The sequence below is a fragment of the Pseudomonas sp. M5A4_2d genome (genome assembly GCF_053345295.1).
This window is the reverse complement of sequence record NZ_JBKEZW010000004.1, coordinates 196,073-213,422: the sequence shown is the minus strand read 5'-3', so window position 1 is coordinate 213,422 and position 17,350 is coordinate 196,073. Positions and strand designations below refer to the sequence as shown.

General features: G+C 62.6%; 15 protein-coding genes and 1 riboswitch. Of the genes, 12 read left to right on the top strand and 3 right to left on the bottom strand.

Annotated features, from left to right (window positions below; genetic code table 11):
• Positions 1-13 precede the first annotated feature (13 nt).
• From ACLBW8_RS14065 to ACLBW8_RS14050, 4 genes are all read left to right on the top strand, one after another.
• Positions 14-997: a Bug family tripartite tricarboxylate transporter substrate binding protein gene (locus tag ACLBW8_RS14065; protein ID WP_447805606.1), complete on the top strand. Its 984-nt coding sequence runs from the start codon at positions 14-16 to the stop codon at positions 995-997.
• A 130-nt stretch (positions 998-1,127) separates the two neighbouring features.
• Positions 1,128-1,586, top strand: coding sequence for a tripartite tricarboxylate transporter TctB family protein (locus ACLBW8_RS14060; protein WP_064451303.1), 459 nt, complete (start codon positions 1,128-1,130; stop codon positions 1,584-1,586).
• A 1-nt stretch (position 1,587) separates the two neighbouring features.
• Positions 1,588-3,102 carry a tripartite tricarboxylate transporter permease gene (locus ACLBW8_RS14055; RefSeq protein WP_064451302.1) on the top strand — a complete coding sequence of 505 codons (1,515 nt, stop codon included), beginning with the start codon at positions 1,588-1,590 and terminating at the stop codon, positions 3,100-3,102.
• The gene (locus ACLBW8_RS14050) at positions 3,095-4,126 is read left to right on the top strand and encodes an AbrB family transcriptional regulator (RefSeq protein WP_064451301.1); all 1,032 of its coding nucleotides are present in this window, start codon (positions 3,095-3,097) and stop codon (positions 4,124-4,126) included. The genes ACLBW8_RS14055 and ACLBW8_RS14050 overlap by 8 nt, the downstream gene beginning before the upstream one ends.
• Before the next feature lie 129 nt (positions 4,127-4,255).
• Here the strand turns inward: ACLBW8_RS14050 and ung are convergent, their stop codons facing one another.
• Positions 4,256-4,948 carry a uracil-DNA glycosylase gene (ung, locus tag ACLBW8_RS14045; RefSeq protein ID WP_447805605.1) on the bottom strand — a complete coding sequence of 231 codons (693 nt, stop codon included), beginning with the start codon at positions 4,946-4,948 and terminating at the stop codon, positions 4,256-4,258.
• A 135-nt stretch (positions 4,949-5,083) separates the two neighbouring features.
• Between ung and ACLBW8_RS14040 the strand changes: the two genes are divergently transcribed.
• Positions 5,084-6,196, top strand: a complete 1,113-nt coding sequence (locus tag ACLBW8_RS14040) for an enoyl-CoA hydratase/isomerase family protein (RefSeq protein ID WP_447805604.1) — start codon at positions 5,084-5,086, stop codon at positions 6,194-6,196.
• 7 nt (positions 6,197-6,203) lie between these two features.
• Here the strand turns inward: ACLBW8_RS14040 and ACLBW8_RS14035 are convergent, their stop codons facing one another.
• Together ACLBW8_RS14035 and ACLBW8_RS14030 are read right to left on the bottom strand one after the other, a co-directional pair.
• Entirely contained in the window at positions 6,204-6,692 is a 489-nt protein-coding gene (locus ACLBW8_RS14035) for a DUF3757 domain-containing protein (RefSeq protein WP_447805603.1), read from the bottom strand.
• A complete protein-coding gene (locus ACLBW8_RS14030) occupies positions 6,652-6,990 on the bottom strand; it encodes a hypothetical protein (RefSeq protein WP_447805602.1) in 339 nt (112 codons plus the stop codon). Before ACLBW8_RS14030 ends, ACLBW8_RS14035 begins: the two co-directional genes overlap by 41 nt.
• Before the next feature lie 421 nt (positions 6,991-7,411).
• Positions 7,412-7,513: riboswitch (guanidine-I (ykkC/yxkD leader) on the top strand.
• Positions 7,514-7,573: 60 nt separating this feature from the next.
• Here ACLBW8_RS14030 and ACLBW8_RS14025 point away from each other — a divergent pair.
• From ACLBW8_RS14025 to atzF, 7 genes are all read left to right on the top strand, one after another.
• On the top strand, positions 7,574-8,641 hold the full coding sequence (locus ACLBW8_RS14025; RefSeq protein WP_447805601.1) for a putative urea ABC transporter substrate-binding protein: 1,068 nt from the start codon (positions 7,574-7,576) through the stop codon (positions 8,639-8,641).
• Between the two features lie 12 nt (positions 8,642-8,653).
• The gene (locus ACLBW8_RS14020; protein ID WP_064451296.1) at positions 8,654-9,469 is read left to right on the top strand and encodes an ABC transporter permease; all 816 of its coding nucleotides are present in this window, start codon (positions 8,654-8,656) and stop codon (positions 9,467-9,469) included.
• Positions 9,466-10,230 (top strand): ABC transporter ATP-binding protein, encoded by a 765-nt coding sequence (locus ACLBW8_RS14015; protein ID WP_064451295.1) that lies wholly within the window; start codon positions 9,466-9,468, stop codon positions 10,228-10,230. Before ACLBW8_RS14020 ends, ACLBW8_RS14015 begins: the two co-directional genes overlap by 4 nt.
• The gene (locus ACLBW8_RS14010) at positions 10,227-10,952 is read left to right on the top strand and encodes an urea amidolyase associated protein UAAP1 (RefSeq protein WP_064451294.1); all 726 of its coding nucleotides are present in this window, start codon (positions 10,227-10,229) and stop codon (positions 10,950-10,952) included. The genes ACLBW8_RS14015 and ACLBW8_RS14010 overlap by 4 nt, the downstream gene beginning before the upstream one ends.
• 9 nt (positions 10,953-10,961) lie before the next feature.
• Positions 10,962-11,591, top strand: a complete 630-nt coding sequence (locus tag ACLBW8_RS14005) for an urea amidolyase associated protein UAAP2 (protein WP_064451293.1) — start codon at positions 10,962-10,964, stop codon at positions 11,589-11,591.
• A 258-nt stretch (positions 11,592-11,849) separates the two neighbouring features.
• A complete protein-coding gene (gene uca, locus ACLBW8_RS14000) occupies positions 11,850-15,488 on the top strand; it encodes an urea carboxylase (RefSeq protein WP_447805662.1) in 3,639 nt (1,212 codons plus the stop codon).
• Positions 15,489-15,516: 28 nt separating this feature from the next.
• Positions 15,517-17,289: an allophanate hydrolase gene (gene atzF / locus ACLBW8_RS13995; RefSeq protein ID WP_447805600.1), complete on the top strand. Its 1,773-nt coding sequence runs from the start codon at positions 15,517-15,519 to the stop codon at positions 17,287-17,289.
• Positions 17,290-17,350: the final 61 nt, after the last annotated feature.

The following is a 17,350-nucleotide window of genomic DNA, read 5'->3' as shown; positions in this document are numbered from 1 at the left end:
GACGGAGATAAAAATGACCTATTCACTGCGTAAATTGGCCCTCGCCGCCGGCTGCATGCTGTTTGCCGGCCAACTGCTGGCCACCGACGAACCCAAACGCCCGGAGTGCATCGCCCCGGCCTCACCCGGCGGTGGTTTTGACCTGACCTGCAAACTGGCGCAAAGCGCGCTGGTCAACGAGAAGTTGCTGAGCAAGCCGATGCGCGTCACCTACATGCCCGGCGGCGTGGGCGCGGTGGCCTATAACGCGGTGGTAGCACAGCGCCCGGCGGATGCGGGCACGCTGGTGGCCTGGTCCAGCGGTTCACTGTTGAACCTGGCCCAAGGCAAATTCGGTCGTTTCGATGAAAGCGCCGTGCGTTGGTTGGCGGCGGTGGGCACCAGTTACGGTGCCATTGCCGTCAAAAGCGATTCGCCCTACAAGACCCTCGACGATCTCGTAAAAGCCTTGAAGAAAGATCCAGGCAGCGTAGTGATCGGTTCCGGTGGCACCGTCGGCAGCCAGGACTGGATGCAAACTGCGCTGATCGCCAAGGCCGCCGGGATCAACCCGCGTGAGCTGCGCTATGTGGCCCTAGAAGGCGGCGGCGAAATCGCCACCGCCCTGCTCGGTGGCCATATCCAGGTGGGCAGTACCGACATTTCCGACTCCATGCCGCACATCCTCAGCGGCGACATGCGCCTGCTCGCCGTGTTCGCCGAAGAGCGCCTGGACGAACCGGAAATGAAGAATATTCCTACAGCCAAAGAGCAAGGCTACGACATCGTCTGGCCGGTAGTTCGCGGCTTCTACCTCGGGCCAAAAGTCAGCGACGCCGACTACGCGTGGTGGAAAGAGGCGTTCGACAAACTGCTGGCCTCCGAAGACTTCGCCAAGCTGCGTGACCAGCGCGAGCTGTTCCCGTTCGCCCTGACCGGCCCGGAGCTGGACACCTATGTGAAGAAACAGGTGGCGGACTACAAAGTGCTGGCCAAAGAGTTCGGCCTGATCCAGTAAACGCCCCTCCGTGGGAGCGGGCTTGCCCGCGAAAGACTTCAACGATGACGCGTGCTGCCTGGATACACGCGGCGTCCTTGCGTTCTTCGTGAGCAAGCTTGCGCCTACAAGAGTCTCCAAGGAGTTTCCTATGCTCTTACAACGCATTTTCGCCTCGGTGATGCTGCTGGCCTGCGCCGGTCTCGCGCTGATGGCCTGGCCGTATCAGGCGGCATTTTCCTACGAGCCGGTCGGGCCTCGTGCCTACCCACTGCTGATGCTCGGGCTGATGAGCCTGGGCCTGATCTACATGCTGTTCCGCCCACAACCGACCAAGCACACCGAGGAAGAACCCGCCCTGGACCGCGACACGCTGGTCAAGATCGGTATCTGCGTCACGTTGTTGATCGTGTTTGCCGCGACCTTCGAGTCCCTGGGTTTCATCCTCAGCAGCATGCTGATCGGCATCCCGATGGCACGCCTGTATGGCGGCCGCTGGTTGCCGAGCGTGGTGATCGTCACCTTGATGGCTATCGGCCTTTACCTGCTGTTCGATAAAGCCATGGATGTACCGCTGCCCCTCGGCCTGCTTGAAGTTCTGGAGAACTGATATGGATACGTTCAGCTATTTGGGCCAGGGCTTCGGCGTTGCACTGACCCCTTATAACCTGGTGACCGCCCTGTGCGGCACCTTGATCGGCACCGTGGTCGGCCTGCTGCCGGGCCTGGGCCCGATCAACGGCGTGGCCTTGTTGATCCCCATCGCGTTCGCCCTGGGCCTGCCGCCGGAATCGGCGTTGATCCTGCTGGCAGCGGTGTATCTGGGCTGCGAGTACGGCGGCCGTATCAGTTCGATCCTGTTGAACATCCCTGGCGAAGCCTCCACCGTGATGACCACCCTCGACGGCTACCCGATGGCCCGCAAAGGCCTGGCCGGTGTAGCGCTGTCGTTGTCGGCATGGAGTTCATTCATCGGCGCGTTCATCGCCACCTGCGGCATGGTGCTGTTTGCGCCTTTGTTGGCCAAATGGGCGATTGCCTTCGGCCCGGCGGAATATTTCGTACTGATGGTCTTCGCGATTGTCTGCCTCGGCGGCATGGCCGGTGACAAACCGCTGAAGACATTTGTTGCAGCGCTGATCGGCCTGTTCCTCTCGGCCGTCGGTATCGACGCCAACAGCGGCGTGTACCGCTTTACCGGCGACAACATCCACCTCACCGATGGCATTCAATTTGTGGTGTTGGTGCTGGGCCTGTTCTCCATCAGCGAGATTCTTTTGCTGCTGGAAAAAACCCACCGTGGCCAGGAAGCGGTGAAGGCCACCGGGCGGATGATGTTCAACCTGAAGGAAGCTTCCTCGGTGTTCGTGGTTAACATCCGCTGCGGCCTGCTGGGCTTCATCATGGGCGTATTGCCAGGTGCCGGTGCAACGCTGGCGTCAGCAGTTGCCTACATGACCGAGAAACGCCTGGCCGGTGCCAGCGGCAAATTCGGCCAGGGTGACATGCGCGGCCTCGCTGCGCCGGAAACCGCGATCGGCGCTTCCGCGTGCGGCGCGCTGGTGCCGATGCTGACCCTGGGCGTGCCAGGTTCGGGCACCACGGCGGTGATGATCGGCGCCCTGTCGCTGTACAACATCACCCCCGGCCCACTGCTGTTCCAACAACAGCCGGACATCGTCTGGGGCCTGATCGCGTCGTTGTTTGTCGCCAACATCATGCTGGTGATCCTCAACATCCCGATGATCCGCATCTTCACGCGCATCCTCGCCGTGCCGAACTGGGCGCTGGTGCCAGTGATCGCCATCATCACTGCAATCGGTGTGTACGCGGTTCACGCCACCACCTTCGACCTGTTCCTGATGGTCGGCATCGGCATCTTCGGCTACCTCCTGCGCAAGCTGGACTTCCCGCTGTCGCCGGTGCTGCTGGGCTTTATCCTCGGTGGCCTGATGGAGCAGAACCTGCGCCGCGCACTGTCGATCTCCAACGGTGCGCTGGACATCCTCTGGTCAAGCCCGATCACCTTCGGGGTGTGGGTGCTGACCGTGCTGATGCTGGCCTTCCCGCTGGTGCGTATCTACCGTAAACGTGCCCTGCAGCGTCGTGCCCTGGCCGATGTCTGAGGTCACCTTTAAACAATGGTGGGCAACACCGCTGGTCGGCCTGGCCGGCGGTTACCTGGCCAGCCTCGTCGGCTGGCCTTTGCCGTATATGGTCGGCTCGTTGCTGGCGATCATTCTGGTGCGCTGCCTGACGCCGTGGCAGTTGGCGGAGATTCCCGGCGGGCGCAAATGCGGCCAATGGGTGGTGGGCATCGGCATCGGCCTGCACTTCACCCCGGTGGTGATCGAGCAGGTGATGAGCCACTTCGGCCTGATTTTCTTCGGCGCGCTGATCACCAGCGTGTCGAGCATCGTCGGCGTGTGGTTGATGCGCCGCAGCGGTGAAGACCGCGCCACTGCGTTTTTCTCCAGCATGCCGGGCGGCTCCGGGGAGATGGTCAACCTCGGCGCACGCAACGGCGCGGTGCTCAGCCGTGTCGCGGCAGGGCAGAGTTTGCGCGTGCTGGTGGTGGTGCTGTGTGTGCCCGCGATCTTCAAGTATTTGCTGGAAGGCGGTGCGCCGCAGTTTCATCCGGCGCCCGTGAGCTGGACGTGGCTGGCGCTGCTGTTTCCGCTTGGCGCACTGGTGGCCTGGGGCTGGCAGCGTTTGCGCCAGCCCAACCCGTGGTTGTTCGGGCCGCTGCTGGTCAGCGCGACTGCCAGTGTTGTCTGGGACTTGCATATCGGCTTGCCCGACGGCGGCAGCCAGATCGGTCAATGGCTGATCGGCAGCGGTTTGGGCTGCCACTTCAACCGTCAGTTCTTTCGTCGGGCACCGTCGTTCATGGCGCGTACGCTGGTAGGTACGGCGTTGACCATGGCGCTGGCGACATTGGCGGCAGTGGGCTTGAGCGCCCTGACGCAATTGGACTTGCGCTCACTGACGCTGGGCATGATGCCGGGCGGCATTGCCGAAATGAGCCTCACCGCCGAGACCTTGCAACTGTCGGTGCCTTTGGTAACGGCGATGCAGGTCATGCGCTTGTTGTTTGTGCTGTTTCTGGCGGAGCCGCTGTTCCGGCACTGGAACCGCCAGCCGGAATAAGTTTAAAGCCTTCACTGAATTCCAAGGTGGGAGCTGGCTTGCCTGCGATGCAGGCACCTCGATGTTTCAGTCAGACCGAGGTGATGCCATCGCAGGCAAGCCAGCTCCTACATTGGACGGTGTTGAGCCTTAGAGTGACGGCAACCGCCACTCAATCGGCGCCTCACCATTCTGCTCAAGAAACTTGTTGGTCCGGCTGAAATGCCCGCACCCCAGAAACCCGCGATACGCCGAAAGCGGCGATGGATGCACCGACGTAAGCACCAGGTGTTTGGTCGCATCCACCAGCTTTTGTTTGCCCTGCGCGTGGGCGCCCCACAACAGGAACACCAGGTGCGGCTGATGCTCACTGACCACTTCGATAACTCGGTCGGTAAAGAACTGCCAGCCTTTACCCGCATGCGCGTTGGCATTGGCGCGCTCCACGGTCATGGTGGTGTTGAGCATCAGCACGCCCTGATCGGCCCAGCTTTGCAGGCAACCGTGGTTGGGAATGTCGATGTTCAGGTCGCGCTTGAGCTCTTTGTAAATATTCACCAGGGACGGCGGCGTCGGCACCCCCGGTTGCACCGAAAAACACAGACCATGGGCCTGGCCAGGGCCGTGGTACGGGTCTTGGCCGAGGATCACCACCTTGACCTTGTCCAGCGGCGTGGAGTTAAGCGCATTGAAAATCAGCGGGCCCGGCGGGTAAATCTCTTTGCCGGCGGCATGCTCCTGGCGCAGGAATTCGCGCAGTTCGGCCATGTAGGGCTTGTCGAACTCATCCCGCAGGGCATGTTTCCAGCTGGGTTCGAGTTTGATACGGTCGCCTTCGGTCATGGTGTGTTCATCGTGTAAAAAAGAATGGGCGAACCCTAGGAAAGCCGACCCCGCTTGTCAATTGATCTGATACACAACCGGCACTTTCCGTTGAAGCGATCATACTGAACCTTCACTTTCTCGATTGAGGTCACGATGAACCTGCACTTCGAAGAGCTGACCGGCAGCGACGGTGCCCGCCTCGGCATCGCCAGCCTGGACGCTGAAAAGTCTCTCAATGCGCTCTCCTTGCCCATGATCCTGGCCTTGAGCGATCGCCTGGATGCCTGGGCCAAAGACCCCAATATCGTCTGCGTGCTGCTACGCGGCAATGGGCCAAAAGCCTTTTGCGCCGGCGGTGAAGTCCGCAGCCTGGCCGAGGCCTGCCGTGAACTCCCCGGCGAAGTGCCTGCCCTGGCCGCGCAGTTCTTCGCTGCCGAATACCGCCTCGACTATCGCCTGCATACCTACCCAAAACCACTGATTTGCTGGGGCCACGGCTATGTATTGGGCGGCGGCATGGGCCTGCTGCAAAGCGCGTCGGTGCGTATCGTCACGCCGAGCAGTCGCTTGGCAATGCCCGAGATCAGCATCGGGCTGTACCCGGATGTAGGGGCCAGTTGGTTCCTGTCGCGGCTGCCGGGCAAACTCGGTTTATTCCTTGGCCTCACCGGTGCGCACATCAATGGCCGTGATGCGCTGGACCTGGGCCTGGCCGATCGTTTCCTGCGCGATGACCAACAAGAAGAATTGATAGAAGGCCTGCTGCAACTGAACTGGCAGGAACAAACCGCAGCGCAGCTCAACAGCCTGCTCAAGGCGCTGGCCCAGGAGGCCGTCAGCCAGCAACCCGAGGCGCAATGGCTACCACGCCGTGCGCAAATCGATGAATGGCTCGATGTGGGAGATGTGCGGTGTGCCTGGCGAGCCTTGAGCCCGTTGCGCGAGCATGCCGACCCTCTCTTCAGCCGCGCCGGCAAGACACTCAGTGAAGGTTGCCCGCTGACTGCGCACCTGGTGTGGGAACAGATCCAGCGGGCTCGGCACCTGTCTTTGGCCCAAGTGTTCCAGATGGAATACACCTTGAGTCTCAATTGCTGCCGTTACCCGGAGTTCAGCGAAGGCGTGCGGGCGCGTTTGATCGACAAGGACCAGCAGCCCCATTGGCATTGGCCCGATATCAACACAGTCCCGGACGCCGTAGTCCAGGCACACTTTACCAAGGCGTGGGAAGGCAGAAACCCCCTGGCCGACTTATCAGACTACTGACAGGTGATCAGTGCAGCCGCCTGACCGTGAATGAACAATTGTCCGGCTGGCTGTCCTGGCAGATGCAGACGTCCTGATTCAACGGATCAGTGGTGAGTTGCCAATGCAAAGTGGCGGTGAGCGACATGGTGTCGAGCTTCCCCGGCGTGTCATACCGCAAAGCCATAATCTGGCCGTTGCCCATGCGGTATAGGCACTTGTCCAGGTGGCCGTTTTCCCGCTCCTGCCCTTTGCCCGGCGTGAAGAGTGCGCCAATGAAACGATCGGAAAAATCATCCACGTCGACCTTGGGGCTTTGCCACAGCGACTGCCCACGGGTTCCCTGGACACGCACAACGGCGCTCCCACAGTGAACTGCATCTGAAACACTGACGATAGCTGTTAAAACTGACAGTACCGATAAACCGCAGCGCAAAAAAAGCGGCGCTTGATGCGCCGCCTCACGTCCAGACCTGCTACCGGTGGCCGCCGCGCCCCCCTCCATGATCAGATCCACGACCTCGGCCACCATTGCCCCAGTGACCGCCTCCCCAGCCCTGGTTCGGGTACGGCCGGTAAGCAGGCCTTGGGTAATAACGCGGCGCTGGCTGGTAGTAACGTGGCGCCGGCTGGTAGTAACGTGGCGGCGCGTAGTAACTGCGTCCATACGAGTAGGTGGGGCCACCGTAGTAATAGGCTGGGGCCGGTGCGGTATAGACCTCCGAGCGATAGTAAGTGGCGGCGCCATCGTAATAAGGCACACACGCAGAAAGGGTCAGGCCGAATAAAGCGCTAAGCAGCAGTCGTCGATACATGGCGGCCTCCTGGACCGCGGGAGAGCACCTCCAGCGACGCTGGAGGGCGGCATTCATCTTTCACTGAATGACAAAACATCTGACATCAAAAACCGAATCTGGTGCGTTTCTGTAACAACTTGGTACATCTGCGCTGCAGCCAGGTGTCGTCCGGCTCGCCAACGCCCTGGGACTGACCTTTTCCAACAACCGGGTTTCTGTCAGCACTACGGCATCCACGCTGAATGGCCTGGCGAGCAAGTTCCAGCGGTAATCGCCTCATTACTGTGCGCCGGCGCACCGACCTGACGCACAACCCTTCGCGCGCAAGCCCCACGGCGCCCCTGCCCGGCTGAAAAGCCGGGCGCTTGCCTCACTTGGCACGACTCTCGCTTTACCTCCCTCGTGCAGGATTTATTACAGGTTCGCGGCACCACAATTTGCAATGGCTGACTAGGGTTCCGGCTCGCTGATCGCGAGTGGCTGGTCCGAGAGTTGGCGACCTCCAGTTGAGGTTACACGGCGGGATAAAAGCCCGGGAGACAAGCCACCGTTCACGGTGCCGCGTTGCTCCTGCTCGCCCTTGATCAACTGGAGAAGCCCCATGCCCTCAATCCGTTTACCCGCCCTGCTCGCCGCCGCCTTTGCCGCCGTAATGAGCGTTCAAATCCAAGCCGCCACCAAAGACCACTTCAGTGTGTGCTGGACCATCTACGCCGGTTGGATGCCGTGGGAATACGCTGGCAGCCAAGGCATCCTCGACAAGTGGGCCAAGAAGTACGGCATCAAGATCGACATGGTGCAGCTCAATGACTATGTCGAATCCATCAACCAGTACACCGCCGGCCAGTTCGACGGCTGCACCATGACCAATATGGACGCCCTGACCATTCCTGCCGCCGGAGGCGTGGACAGCACCGCGCTGGTGGTCAGCGACTTCTCCAACGGCAACGATGGCGTGGTGATCAAGGGCACCGGCAAGACCGTGGCTGACCTCAAGGGCATGAACGTCAACCTGGTGGAACTCTCGGTGTCCCACTACCTGCTGGCCCGCGCCCTGGAGTCGGCCGATCTCACCGAAAAAGACTTGAAAGTAGTCAACACCTCCGACGCCGATATCGCCGCGGCCTTCAACACCGACCAGGTGCAAGCCGTCACCACCTGGAACCCGATGCTCTCTGAGATCAAGGCCAAACCGGGCGTCACCGAAGTGTTCGACTCCAGCAAAGTGCCCGGCGAAATCATGGACATGATGGTGGTCAACACCCAGACCCTCAAAGACAACCCCAAGCTGGGCAAAGCGTTGACCGGCGCCTGGTTCGAAGTGGTTGCGCTGATGAACGCCAAAAACGCTGCCAGCACCGACGCGCTGGAGCACATGGCCAAAGCCTCCGGCACCGACCTCAAGGGTTTCCAGTCGCAACTGGACACCACCAAGCTGTTCGCCACGCCCAAGGAAGCCCTGGCCTTCGCCACCAGCGCGCAGTTGCCCGCCACCATGCGCAAGGTCGCCGAGTTCTCGTTTGAACACGGCCTGCTCGGCGAAGGTGCCAAGGACACCAGCGCCGTGGGCATGAGCTTCGCCAACGGCGTGACCAGCGGCGACAAAACCAACCTCAAGCTGCAGTTCGACCCCCGCTACGTGCAGATGGCCGCCGACGGCACGCTGTAAGAGGACCCGGCCATGCGCCTGATCAACCGTCACCCGGAACGCTCCAGCCGCCTGTTGTTGGTGATGCTGCCGTTCGCCCTGCTGCTGTTCGCCTACTTTTTGGGCTCGGCCGAGCGCCTGGCGGACAACCCCAACGACAAGCTGCTGCCCAGCGCCGTACAAATGGGCGACGCCATAAAGCGCCTGGCGTTCAGCGCCGACACCCGCACCGGTGAATACGTGCTGTGGCAAGACAGCGCGTCGAGCCTGCGCCGCCTGGCCATCGGCCTGGGTATCAGTGCCCTCGCCGGTCTGTGCCTGGGCATCGCCGCCGGAACGCTGCCGCTGTTTGGCGCGCCGTTGTCGCCGCTGCTCACGGTGCTCTCGATGGTGCCGCCGCTGGCGATCCTGCCGATTCTGTTCATCGTGTTCGGGTTGGGGGAATTGTCCAAGGTGATGCTGATCGTCATCGGCATCACACCGGCCCTGGCGCGCGATCTGGAACAGCGCGCCCGGGAAATTCCCGTCGAGTTGCTGGTCAAGGCGCAGACCCTCGGCGCCTCCACCTGGACCTTGATGCTGCGCGTGGTGCTCCCGCAATTGCTACCGCGCCTGCTGATCTCACTGCGGTTGATGCTCGGCTCGGCGTGGTTGTTCCTGATCGCCGCCGAAGCCATCGCTTCCACCGACGGTTTGGGCTACCGGATTTTCTTGGTGCGCCGCTACCTGGCGATGGACGTGATTTTGCCTTACGTAGTGTGGATCACCCTGCTCGCTTGGCTGATGGACTGGGGCCTCAAAACCCTGACCCGGCGTGCGTTCCCCTGGTACGAAGGAGCGCGGGCATGAGCTTTATCAGCGTCAACAATGTGTGGCAGCGCTATGGCGACCAGGTCGTACTTGAAGGGCTCAACCTGCAGGTCGATGAGGGTGAGTTCTGCACGCTGGTCGGCACCTCGGGCTGCGGTAAATCCACCTTCCTGCGCCTGCTGCTGGGCCAGGAAACTGCGAGCAAGGGCCAGATTCTGCTGGATGGCCAGGCGCTCGCCGCCGAGCCGGATGCGAGCCGTGGCGTGGTGTTCCAGCGCTACTCTGTGTTCCCGCATTTGACCGTACTGGATAACGTCGCCCTCGGCCTTGAGCTGCCCCGCTCGCCGTTGCTGGGGCGGCTGTTCGGCAGCGCCAAACACCACGCACGGGAACAGGCTGCGGCACTGCTGCTCAAGGTCGGCCTGGGCCACGCGCTGGACAAATACCCGGCGCAGCTCTCCGGCGGCATGCAACAACGCCTGGCCATCGCCCAGGCCCTGATCATGAAACCTCGCGTATTGCTGCTGGACGAACCCTTCGGCGCCCTCGACCCGGGCATTCGTAAAGACATGCACCAGTTGCTGCTGGCGCTGTGGCGCGAAACCCGGCTGACGGTGTTCATGGTCACCCACGACCTGAGTGAAGGCTTCAGCCTCGGCACGCGCTTGCTGGTGTTCGACAAGGTTCGCCTCGACCCCCACGCACCCGGCGCCTATGGCGCCCGCATCACCTACGACATCCCTTTGAACAGCGAGCGCCGCAAAGCGCTCGCCGCCGAACTTGGAGCCACTTCCAAATGACCGATTCCACTCAACTGTTCCCCCCGTTCGCGGAAGAAATGCTGCCCGGCGGCGGCCACCGCTCCTTCGTGCTCAAGCGCGGCCAACTGCTGCGCCTCACCGACATTCGTGGCGGTGCCAACGTCAGCCTGACCCTGCTCAACGCCAACGAAAAAACCGAGCGCCTGAACCTGCCCGACAGCCTCAAGTGCCAACACACCGCCAAGCTCACCAGCGGCCACTGCCTGTACTCGGACATGGGCCGCGTGCTGGCCGCCATTACCGCCGACACCTGCGGCTGGAGTGACAGCATCGGCGGTGTGTTGTGTGCGTCCGAAGTGGCCGAGAAATACGGCCAGGGCCGCTATCAGGAGCTGCGCAACGGCTTCTTTCGCAACGGCACCGATAACCTGCTGGTGGAATTGGGCAAGTGGGGGCTGGGGCTGTCCGACCTGCTGATGACCCTCAACCTGTTCAGCCGCGTCAGCGTAGAGAGCGACGGTGGCTTGCACTTCGTGCCGGGCAATTCCAAGGCTGGCGACTACATCGAGCTCTACGCGCCGATGGACACGCTGGTGGTGCTGACCGCCTTGCAACATCCGATGGACCCCAACCCGAACTACGCCCCACAGCCGCTGAAACTCAGCTGGATGAACGCCGACCCCAGTGTCGCCGAACACTGCCGCACCTCGCGCCCGGAAAACGAGCGCGGCTTTATCAACACCGACCGCCTGTTCGCCTGAGGAACTGCCATGTCTATCGCACTGAAACACCCGGACGCGGCCGTGTACCGCGCCACTATTCCCGCCGGCGAGCCCTGGCTGATGGAGGTCAAGGCCGGCCAGACCTTGCGCATCCTCGACCTTGAAGGCAACCAGGCTGTCGACACGTTGTTCTACAGCCTTAAAAACCCACGCGAGCGCTACGACGTGCAGCGCACGTTACGTCGGCAAAACAGCGTGTACCTGGGCACCGGCAGCGTGCTGTATTCCAACCTTGGCCAGCCGATGCTGACCCTCGTCGACGACACCTGCGGGCGCCACGACACCCTCGGTGGCGCCTGTGCCCAAGAGAGCAACACCGTGCGCTATGCCCTGGAAAAACGCTACATGCACAGCTGCCGCGATAACTACCTGCGCGCCTGCGCCCACGACGGTCGGCTGGGTAAAAGCGACATTGGGCCGAACATCAATTTCTTCATGAATGTGCCGGTCACGGCCGACGGCGGGTTGACCTTTGAAGACGGTATTTCCGCCCCCGGCAAGTACGTCGACCTGCGCGCGGAAATGGATGTGATCGTGCTTATTTCCAACTGCCCGCAACTGAACAATCCGTGCAACGCCTACAACCCGACCCCTGCGGAGTTACTGGTATGGAACTGAAACTCAAGCGCCTGCGTAAATGGTTGTTCACGCTGTGCCAATCCCGCGCCGGGCAGTGCCTGCAAAAACGCTGAAGGTTCCCTGTGGGAGCTGGCTTGCCTGCGATGGCGGTGAATCATCCAATAAATAAGGGGACAGACACACCGCCATCGCGGGCAAGCCCGCTCCCACAGTTGACCGCTTTCACCACCCGAGATTTGCGCCATGGACGACCCTGGCGCGTACCCCAATTGGCGGGACGGCCCGCAGGGTTTTGCCATGTTCGAAAAACTCTTGATCGCCAACCGTGGCGCCATCGCCTGCCGCATCCTGCGCACCTTGCGTGAGCTGCACGTCAAAGGCGTCGCCGTGTACGCCGAAGCCGATGCGGCCAGCCTGCATATCCAGCAGGCCGACGAAGCCTATAGCCTCGGTGAAGGCGCGGCGGCCAATACCTACCTGGCGGTGGAAAAAATCCTCGCCACCGCCAAGGCCTGTGGGGCCAGGGCGATTCATCCCGGCTACGGCTTCCTCTCGGAAAACGCCGCCTTCGCCGAAGCCTGCGAAAACGCGGGTATCGCCTTTGTCGGGCCGACGCCTGAACAACTGCGCGTATTCGGTCTCAAGCACACCGCGCGGGCCTTGGCCAAGCAACACCAGATCCCGTTGCTGGAAGGCACCGAGCTGCTGGACAGCCTTGATGCAGCGCTGTCAGCGGCCGACACGGTGGGCTATCCAGTCATGCTCAAAAGCACCGCCGGCGGTGGTGGCATTGGCATGCGCGTGTGCCACAGCGCAGCCGAGTTGAGCGACGCCTTCGAGGCAGTCAAACGCCTGGGGCAGAACAATTTCAGCGACGCCGGTGTGTTCATCGAGAAGTACATCGAGCACGCTCGCCATCTGGAAGTGCAGGTGTTCGGCGACGGCACTGGAGAGGTGATCGCCCTCGGCGTGCGCGACTGCTCCGTGCAACGGCGCAACCAGAAAGTCCTCGAAGAAACCCCCGCACCGAACCTGCCCGAAGGCATGGCTGAGGCCTTGTGCTCGGCCGCTATCACCCTGGCCAAAGCCGTGAACTACCGCAGCGCCGGCACCGTGGAATTTATCTTTGACAGCGCCGATGGTCGCTTCTACTTCCTGGAAGTGAACACGCGCCTGCAGGTGGAACACGGCGTCACCGAGCAAGTGTGGGGCGTGGACCTGGTGCGCTGGATGGTGCAACTGGCGGCGGGTGAATTACCGCCATTGAGTGGGCTTGCGCTGCACCCCCGTGGCCATGCCATTCAAGCGCGACTGTATGCGGAAGACCCGGGCAAGGATTTCCAGCCGAGCCCTGGCCTGTTGACCCGCGTGGACTTCCCGGCTACCGAGGGGTTGCGGATCGATACCTGGGTAGAAGCCGGTTGCGAGATTCCAGCGTACTTCGACCCGATGATCGCCAAGCTCATTACATGGGCGCCGACCCGCGAACAGGCGCGCCTGGATTTGCATCAGGCCTTGAGCGACAGCCAGCTCTACGGCGTGGAAACCAACCGCGACTACCTGCGCCAGATTTTGCTGGCCACGCCCTTCGCCAGCGGTCGGCCATGGACGCGCTGCCTGGAAGGCCTGGTCTACAGCGCCGACACCTTTGAGGTGCTCAGCGCCGGCACGCAAACCAGTGTGCAGGACTACCCGGGGCGCCTCGGGTACTGGGCCGTCGGCGTGCCGCCGTCCGGGCCGATGGACAGCCGTGCGCTGCGCTTGGGTAATCGCCTGTTGGGCAATAGCGACGGCGCCGCCGCGTTGGAAATCACCATGAGCGGGCCGACGGTGCGCTTCAATTGTGCTGCCGTTGTGGCAGTGACGGGCGCCGATATTCCACTGTTGCTGAACGAGCAAGCGGTGCCGATGAATACCGCGCTGTTGATTGAGCCCGGTGCGGTCTTAAGCCTTGGCAGCCTCGCAGGACCAGGCGCGCGCAGTTACCTGTGCGTGCGTGGCGGGCTGCAAGTGCCGGACTACCTGGGCAGCAAAAGCACCTTCACCCTTGGCCAGTTCGGCGGGCATGGCGGGCGGGCTTTGCGCGCGGGTGATGTGCTGCACGTGTTGCCATTGCAGGACACAAGCGCGGGGCAACGCCTGGTCGCCGAACCCTTGGCGCAAACACGCACGCTGCGAGTGATTTATGGCCCGCACGGTGCGCCGGAATACTTCAAGCCCGAGTACATCGACACCTTCTTCGCCACCCAATGGGAAGTGCATTTCAACTCCAGCCGCACCGGCGTGCGGCTGATCGGGCCGAAGCCTGTTTGGGCGCGCACGGACGGCGGCGAAGCGGGGCTGCACCCGTCGAACATCCATGACAATCCCTACGCGATAGGGGCAGTGGATTTTACTGGCGACATGCCGGTGATCCTCGGGCCGGATGGGCCAAGCCTGGGCGGGTTTGTGTGCCCGGTGACGGTGATCGAGGCGGACCTCTGGCAGCTGGGGCAGCTCAAGGCTGGTGACAAGCTGCGCTTCGAGCCGGTGAACATTCAGACCGCCCGTGATCTCGCCTTGAAATGGGATCAATGTGGGAGCGGGCTTGCCTGCGATAGCAGCCACTCGGTACTTCAAGCAGACCCCAGTGATGCCATCGCGGGCAAGCCCGGCGCCCACACTGGCCACCCTCCACTTAACCTCGAGTCGCCTGTGGTGCTGGACATCGGCCAAGCCGACACCCGCCTCGTCGCGCGCCTCGCCGGCGACACCCACCTGCTGCTGGAAATTGGCGCCGCCGAACTCGACCTGGTACTGCGCTTTCGCGCCCACGCCCTGATGCAGGCGCTTGAAGCCCGCGCCCTGCACGGCGTGATCGACCTGACGCCGGGCATCCGCACCCTGCAAATCCACTACCAGCCCGAACAACTGCCACTGGCCGACCTGCTGCCGCTGATCACCACGCACTGGGCCGCCGTGTGCGCCACGCCGAACCTGCAAGTGCCCTCGCGCATCGTGCATTTGCCACTGTCGTGGGACGACCCGGCGTGCCAGCTGGCGATCGAAAAATACATGACCACCGTGCGCAAGGACGCGCCGTGGTGCCCGAGCAACCTGGAGTTCATCCGGCGCATCAACGACCTGGCCAACCTCGATGAAGTACGCCACACCGTGTTCGACGCCAGCTACCTGGTGATGGGGCTGGGCGACGTCTACCTCGGCGCGCCGGTGGCGACCCCGCTGGACCCGCGCCACCGCCTGGTGACCACCAAATACAACCCGGCCCGCACCTGGACCGCCGAAAACTCGGTGGGCATCGGCGGCGCTTACCTGTGCGTGTATGGCATGGAGGGCCCGGGCGGCTATCAGTTTGTCGGGCGCACGTTACAGATGTGGAACCGCTACCGGGAAGTTGCAGCATTTGACGGCAAGCCGTGGTTGTTGCGGTTCTTTGACCAGATACGGTTCTACCCGGTGAGCAGCGATGAGTTAGTGCAAATTCGTCGCGATTTCCCTCTGGGGCGCTTTGAGCTGGGCATCGAGCACAGCCAGTTGAACCTGGCGGATTACCAGGATTTTCTCGCGCGGGAGGCCTCAAGTATCGACGCGTTTCGCGCGCACCAGCAGCACGCTTTTAATGCCGAGCGCGAACGCTGGATCGCCAGCGGCCAGGCGCATTACGACAGTGAAGAACTGGCCGCGCCAATCGGCGCAGACGCGCCTCTACAGGCCAACGAAGTCAGCGTCGACAGCCCTCTCGCCGGCAACCTCTGGCAAGTCCAGGTGGCGACGGGTGATCAAGTGTCGGCCGGCGATGTGCTGGTGGTTCTTGAGTCCATGAAGATGGAAATCCCGGTAGTGGCACCCTTCGCCGGTACCGTGCGCGAGATTCCGGTGCAACCCGGCAGCGGCATCAGCGCCGGGCAACGGGTGGTGGTGCTGGAACGTGACTGACTTTTCTTTTTCGACAGGCGGACAAGCCATGAATCTGCAACTGGACAACCTGCGCAATGCCTACCTCAGCGGCGACACCACACCCCGCGATCTGGTGCTGCAATTGCGCGAAAAAGCTGCGCAGTTGAACCCCGACTATCACCTGTTTATCCACCTGCTCAGCGTGGCGGAACTGGAGCCGTACCTGGCGGCACTGGACGCTCGCGAACCGTCCGAACTGCCGCTGTTCGGCGTGCCGTTTGCGATCAAGGACAACATCGACCTGGCGGGCATTCCCACCACAGCGGCGTGCCCGGCCTTTGCCTATGTGCCGACGCGCAGCGCGACGATTGTCGAGCAACTGATCGCCCTGGGCGCGGTGCCGCTGGGCAAGACCAACCTGGATCAATTCGCCACCGGGCTCAATGGCAGCCGCTCGCCCTATGGCGCCTGCCCCAACAGTGTGTTGCCGGAGTATCCATCGGGCGGCTCCAGCGCGGGGTCGTCGCTGGCCGTCGCCCTGGGCGTGGCGAGTTTTGCCCTGGGCACCGACACCGCCGGTTCCGGGCGGGTGCCGGCGGCGCTGAATAACCTGGTGGGGCTCAAGGCGAGTAAAGGGCTGATTTCCACGGCGGGCGTGGTGCCGGCGTGCCGTACGCTGGATTGCGTCACCACCTTTACCCGCACCGCGCGCGAAGCCAGCCAGTTGCTGGCGTTGACCGCCAGGCTGGACTCTCTGGACGCCTACAGCCGCCAGAACCCGGCCTGGAATGATGCCTCGGCGTTCGGAACGCCGAAGCCGTTTCGCTTTGGCGTACCCCGCGAGCAGGACCTGGAGTTCTTCGGCTGCGAGCAAGGCCCACAGCTGTTCCAGCAGGCCATCGCGCGCTTGATTGCCCTCGGCGGCGAGCCCGTCACGCTGGACCTGTCGCCCTTCCTCGAAGCCGCACGCCTGCTCTACGAAGGGCCGTGGGTGGCCGAGCGCTACAGCGTCGCGGGTGAATTGATGGCGCGTGATCCAGAAGCGGTGCTGCCGGTGATTCGTGCCGTGTTGGCCAAGGCGCCAGCGGTGAGCGGCGTCGACACCTTCCGTGCTCAGTACCGTCTGCAAAGCTTGAAAGCGCAATGTGACCTCTTGCTGAAAGCACTCGATTGCGTGCTGACGCCGACCATCGGTCGCCCGGTCACGCTGGAAGAACTGCGTGCCGAACCGGTGCTGCGCAATGCCGAACTGGGCTACTACACCAACTTCATGAACTTGCTCGACTACGCGGCCGTCGCCGTGCCCAGCGGCTTGATGGAAAACGGTTTGCCCTGGGGCGTGACGCTGTTTGGTCGGGCGTTTACCGATCAATACCTGCTGGGTGTAGCCGATGCGTTGCAACGCCAGCAGGATGCGTCACTGGGCGCACCGGCAAGCAGCGCCAGCCACGACGTCACGCGGCTGGTGGTGTGCGGCGCGCACCTGCAAGGGCTGGCGCTTAACCCGCAATTATTACGCCGGGGCGCCCGCTTGCTGGAGCGCACCCACAGCTCAGCGGACTATCAATTGTTCGCCCTGGCCGGCGGGCCACCTTATCGCCCCGGCATGCTGCGGGTGAGCGAGGGTGGCGTGGCCATCGAGGTGGAAGTGTGGGAGCTGCCGAGCGGCGAACTCGGGTCATTCCTGACCGGCATCCCTGCGCCCTTGGGCATCGGCAAGGTGCAACTGGCGGACGGGCGCTGGGAAAGTGGGTTCATCTGCGAGCCCTACGGTTTGACGGGTGCCCTGGATATCAGCCACTTCGGCGGCTGGCGTGGCTACCTGCACAGCTTGCAATAGCGCGGCGGCGCTGTATCGTGCGGGGAACTGCATAGCCCTGCCCGATACAGCCTGAACCGAC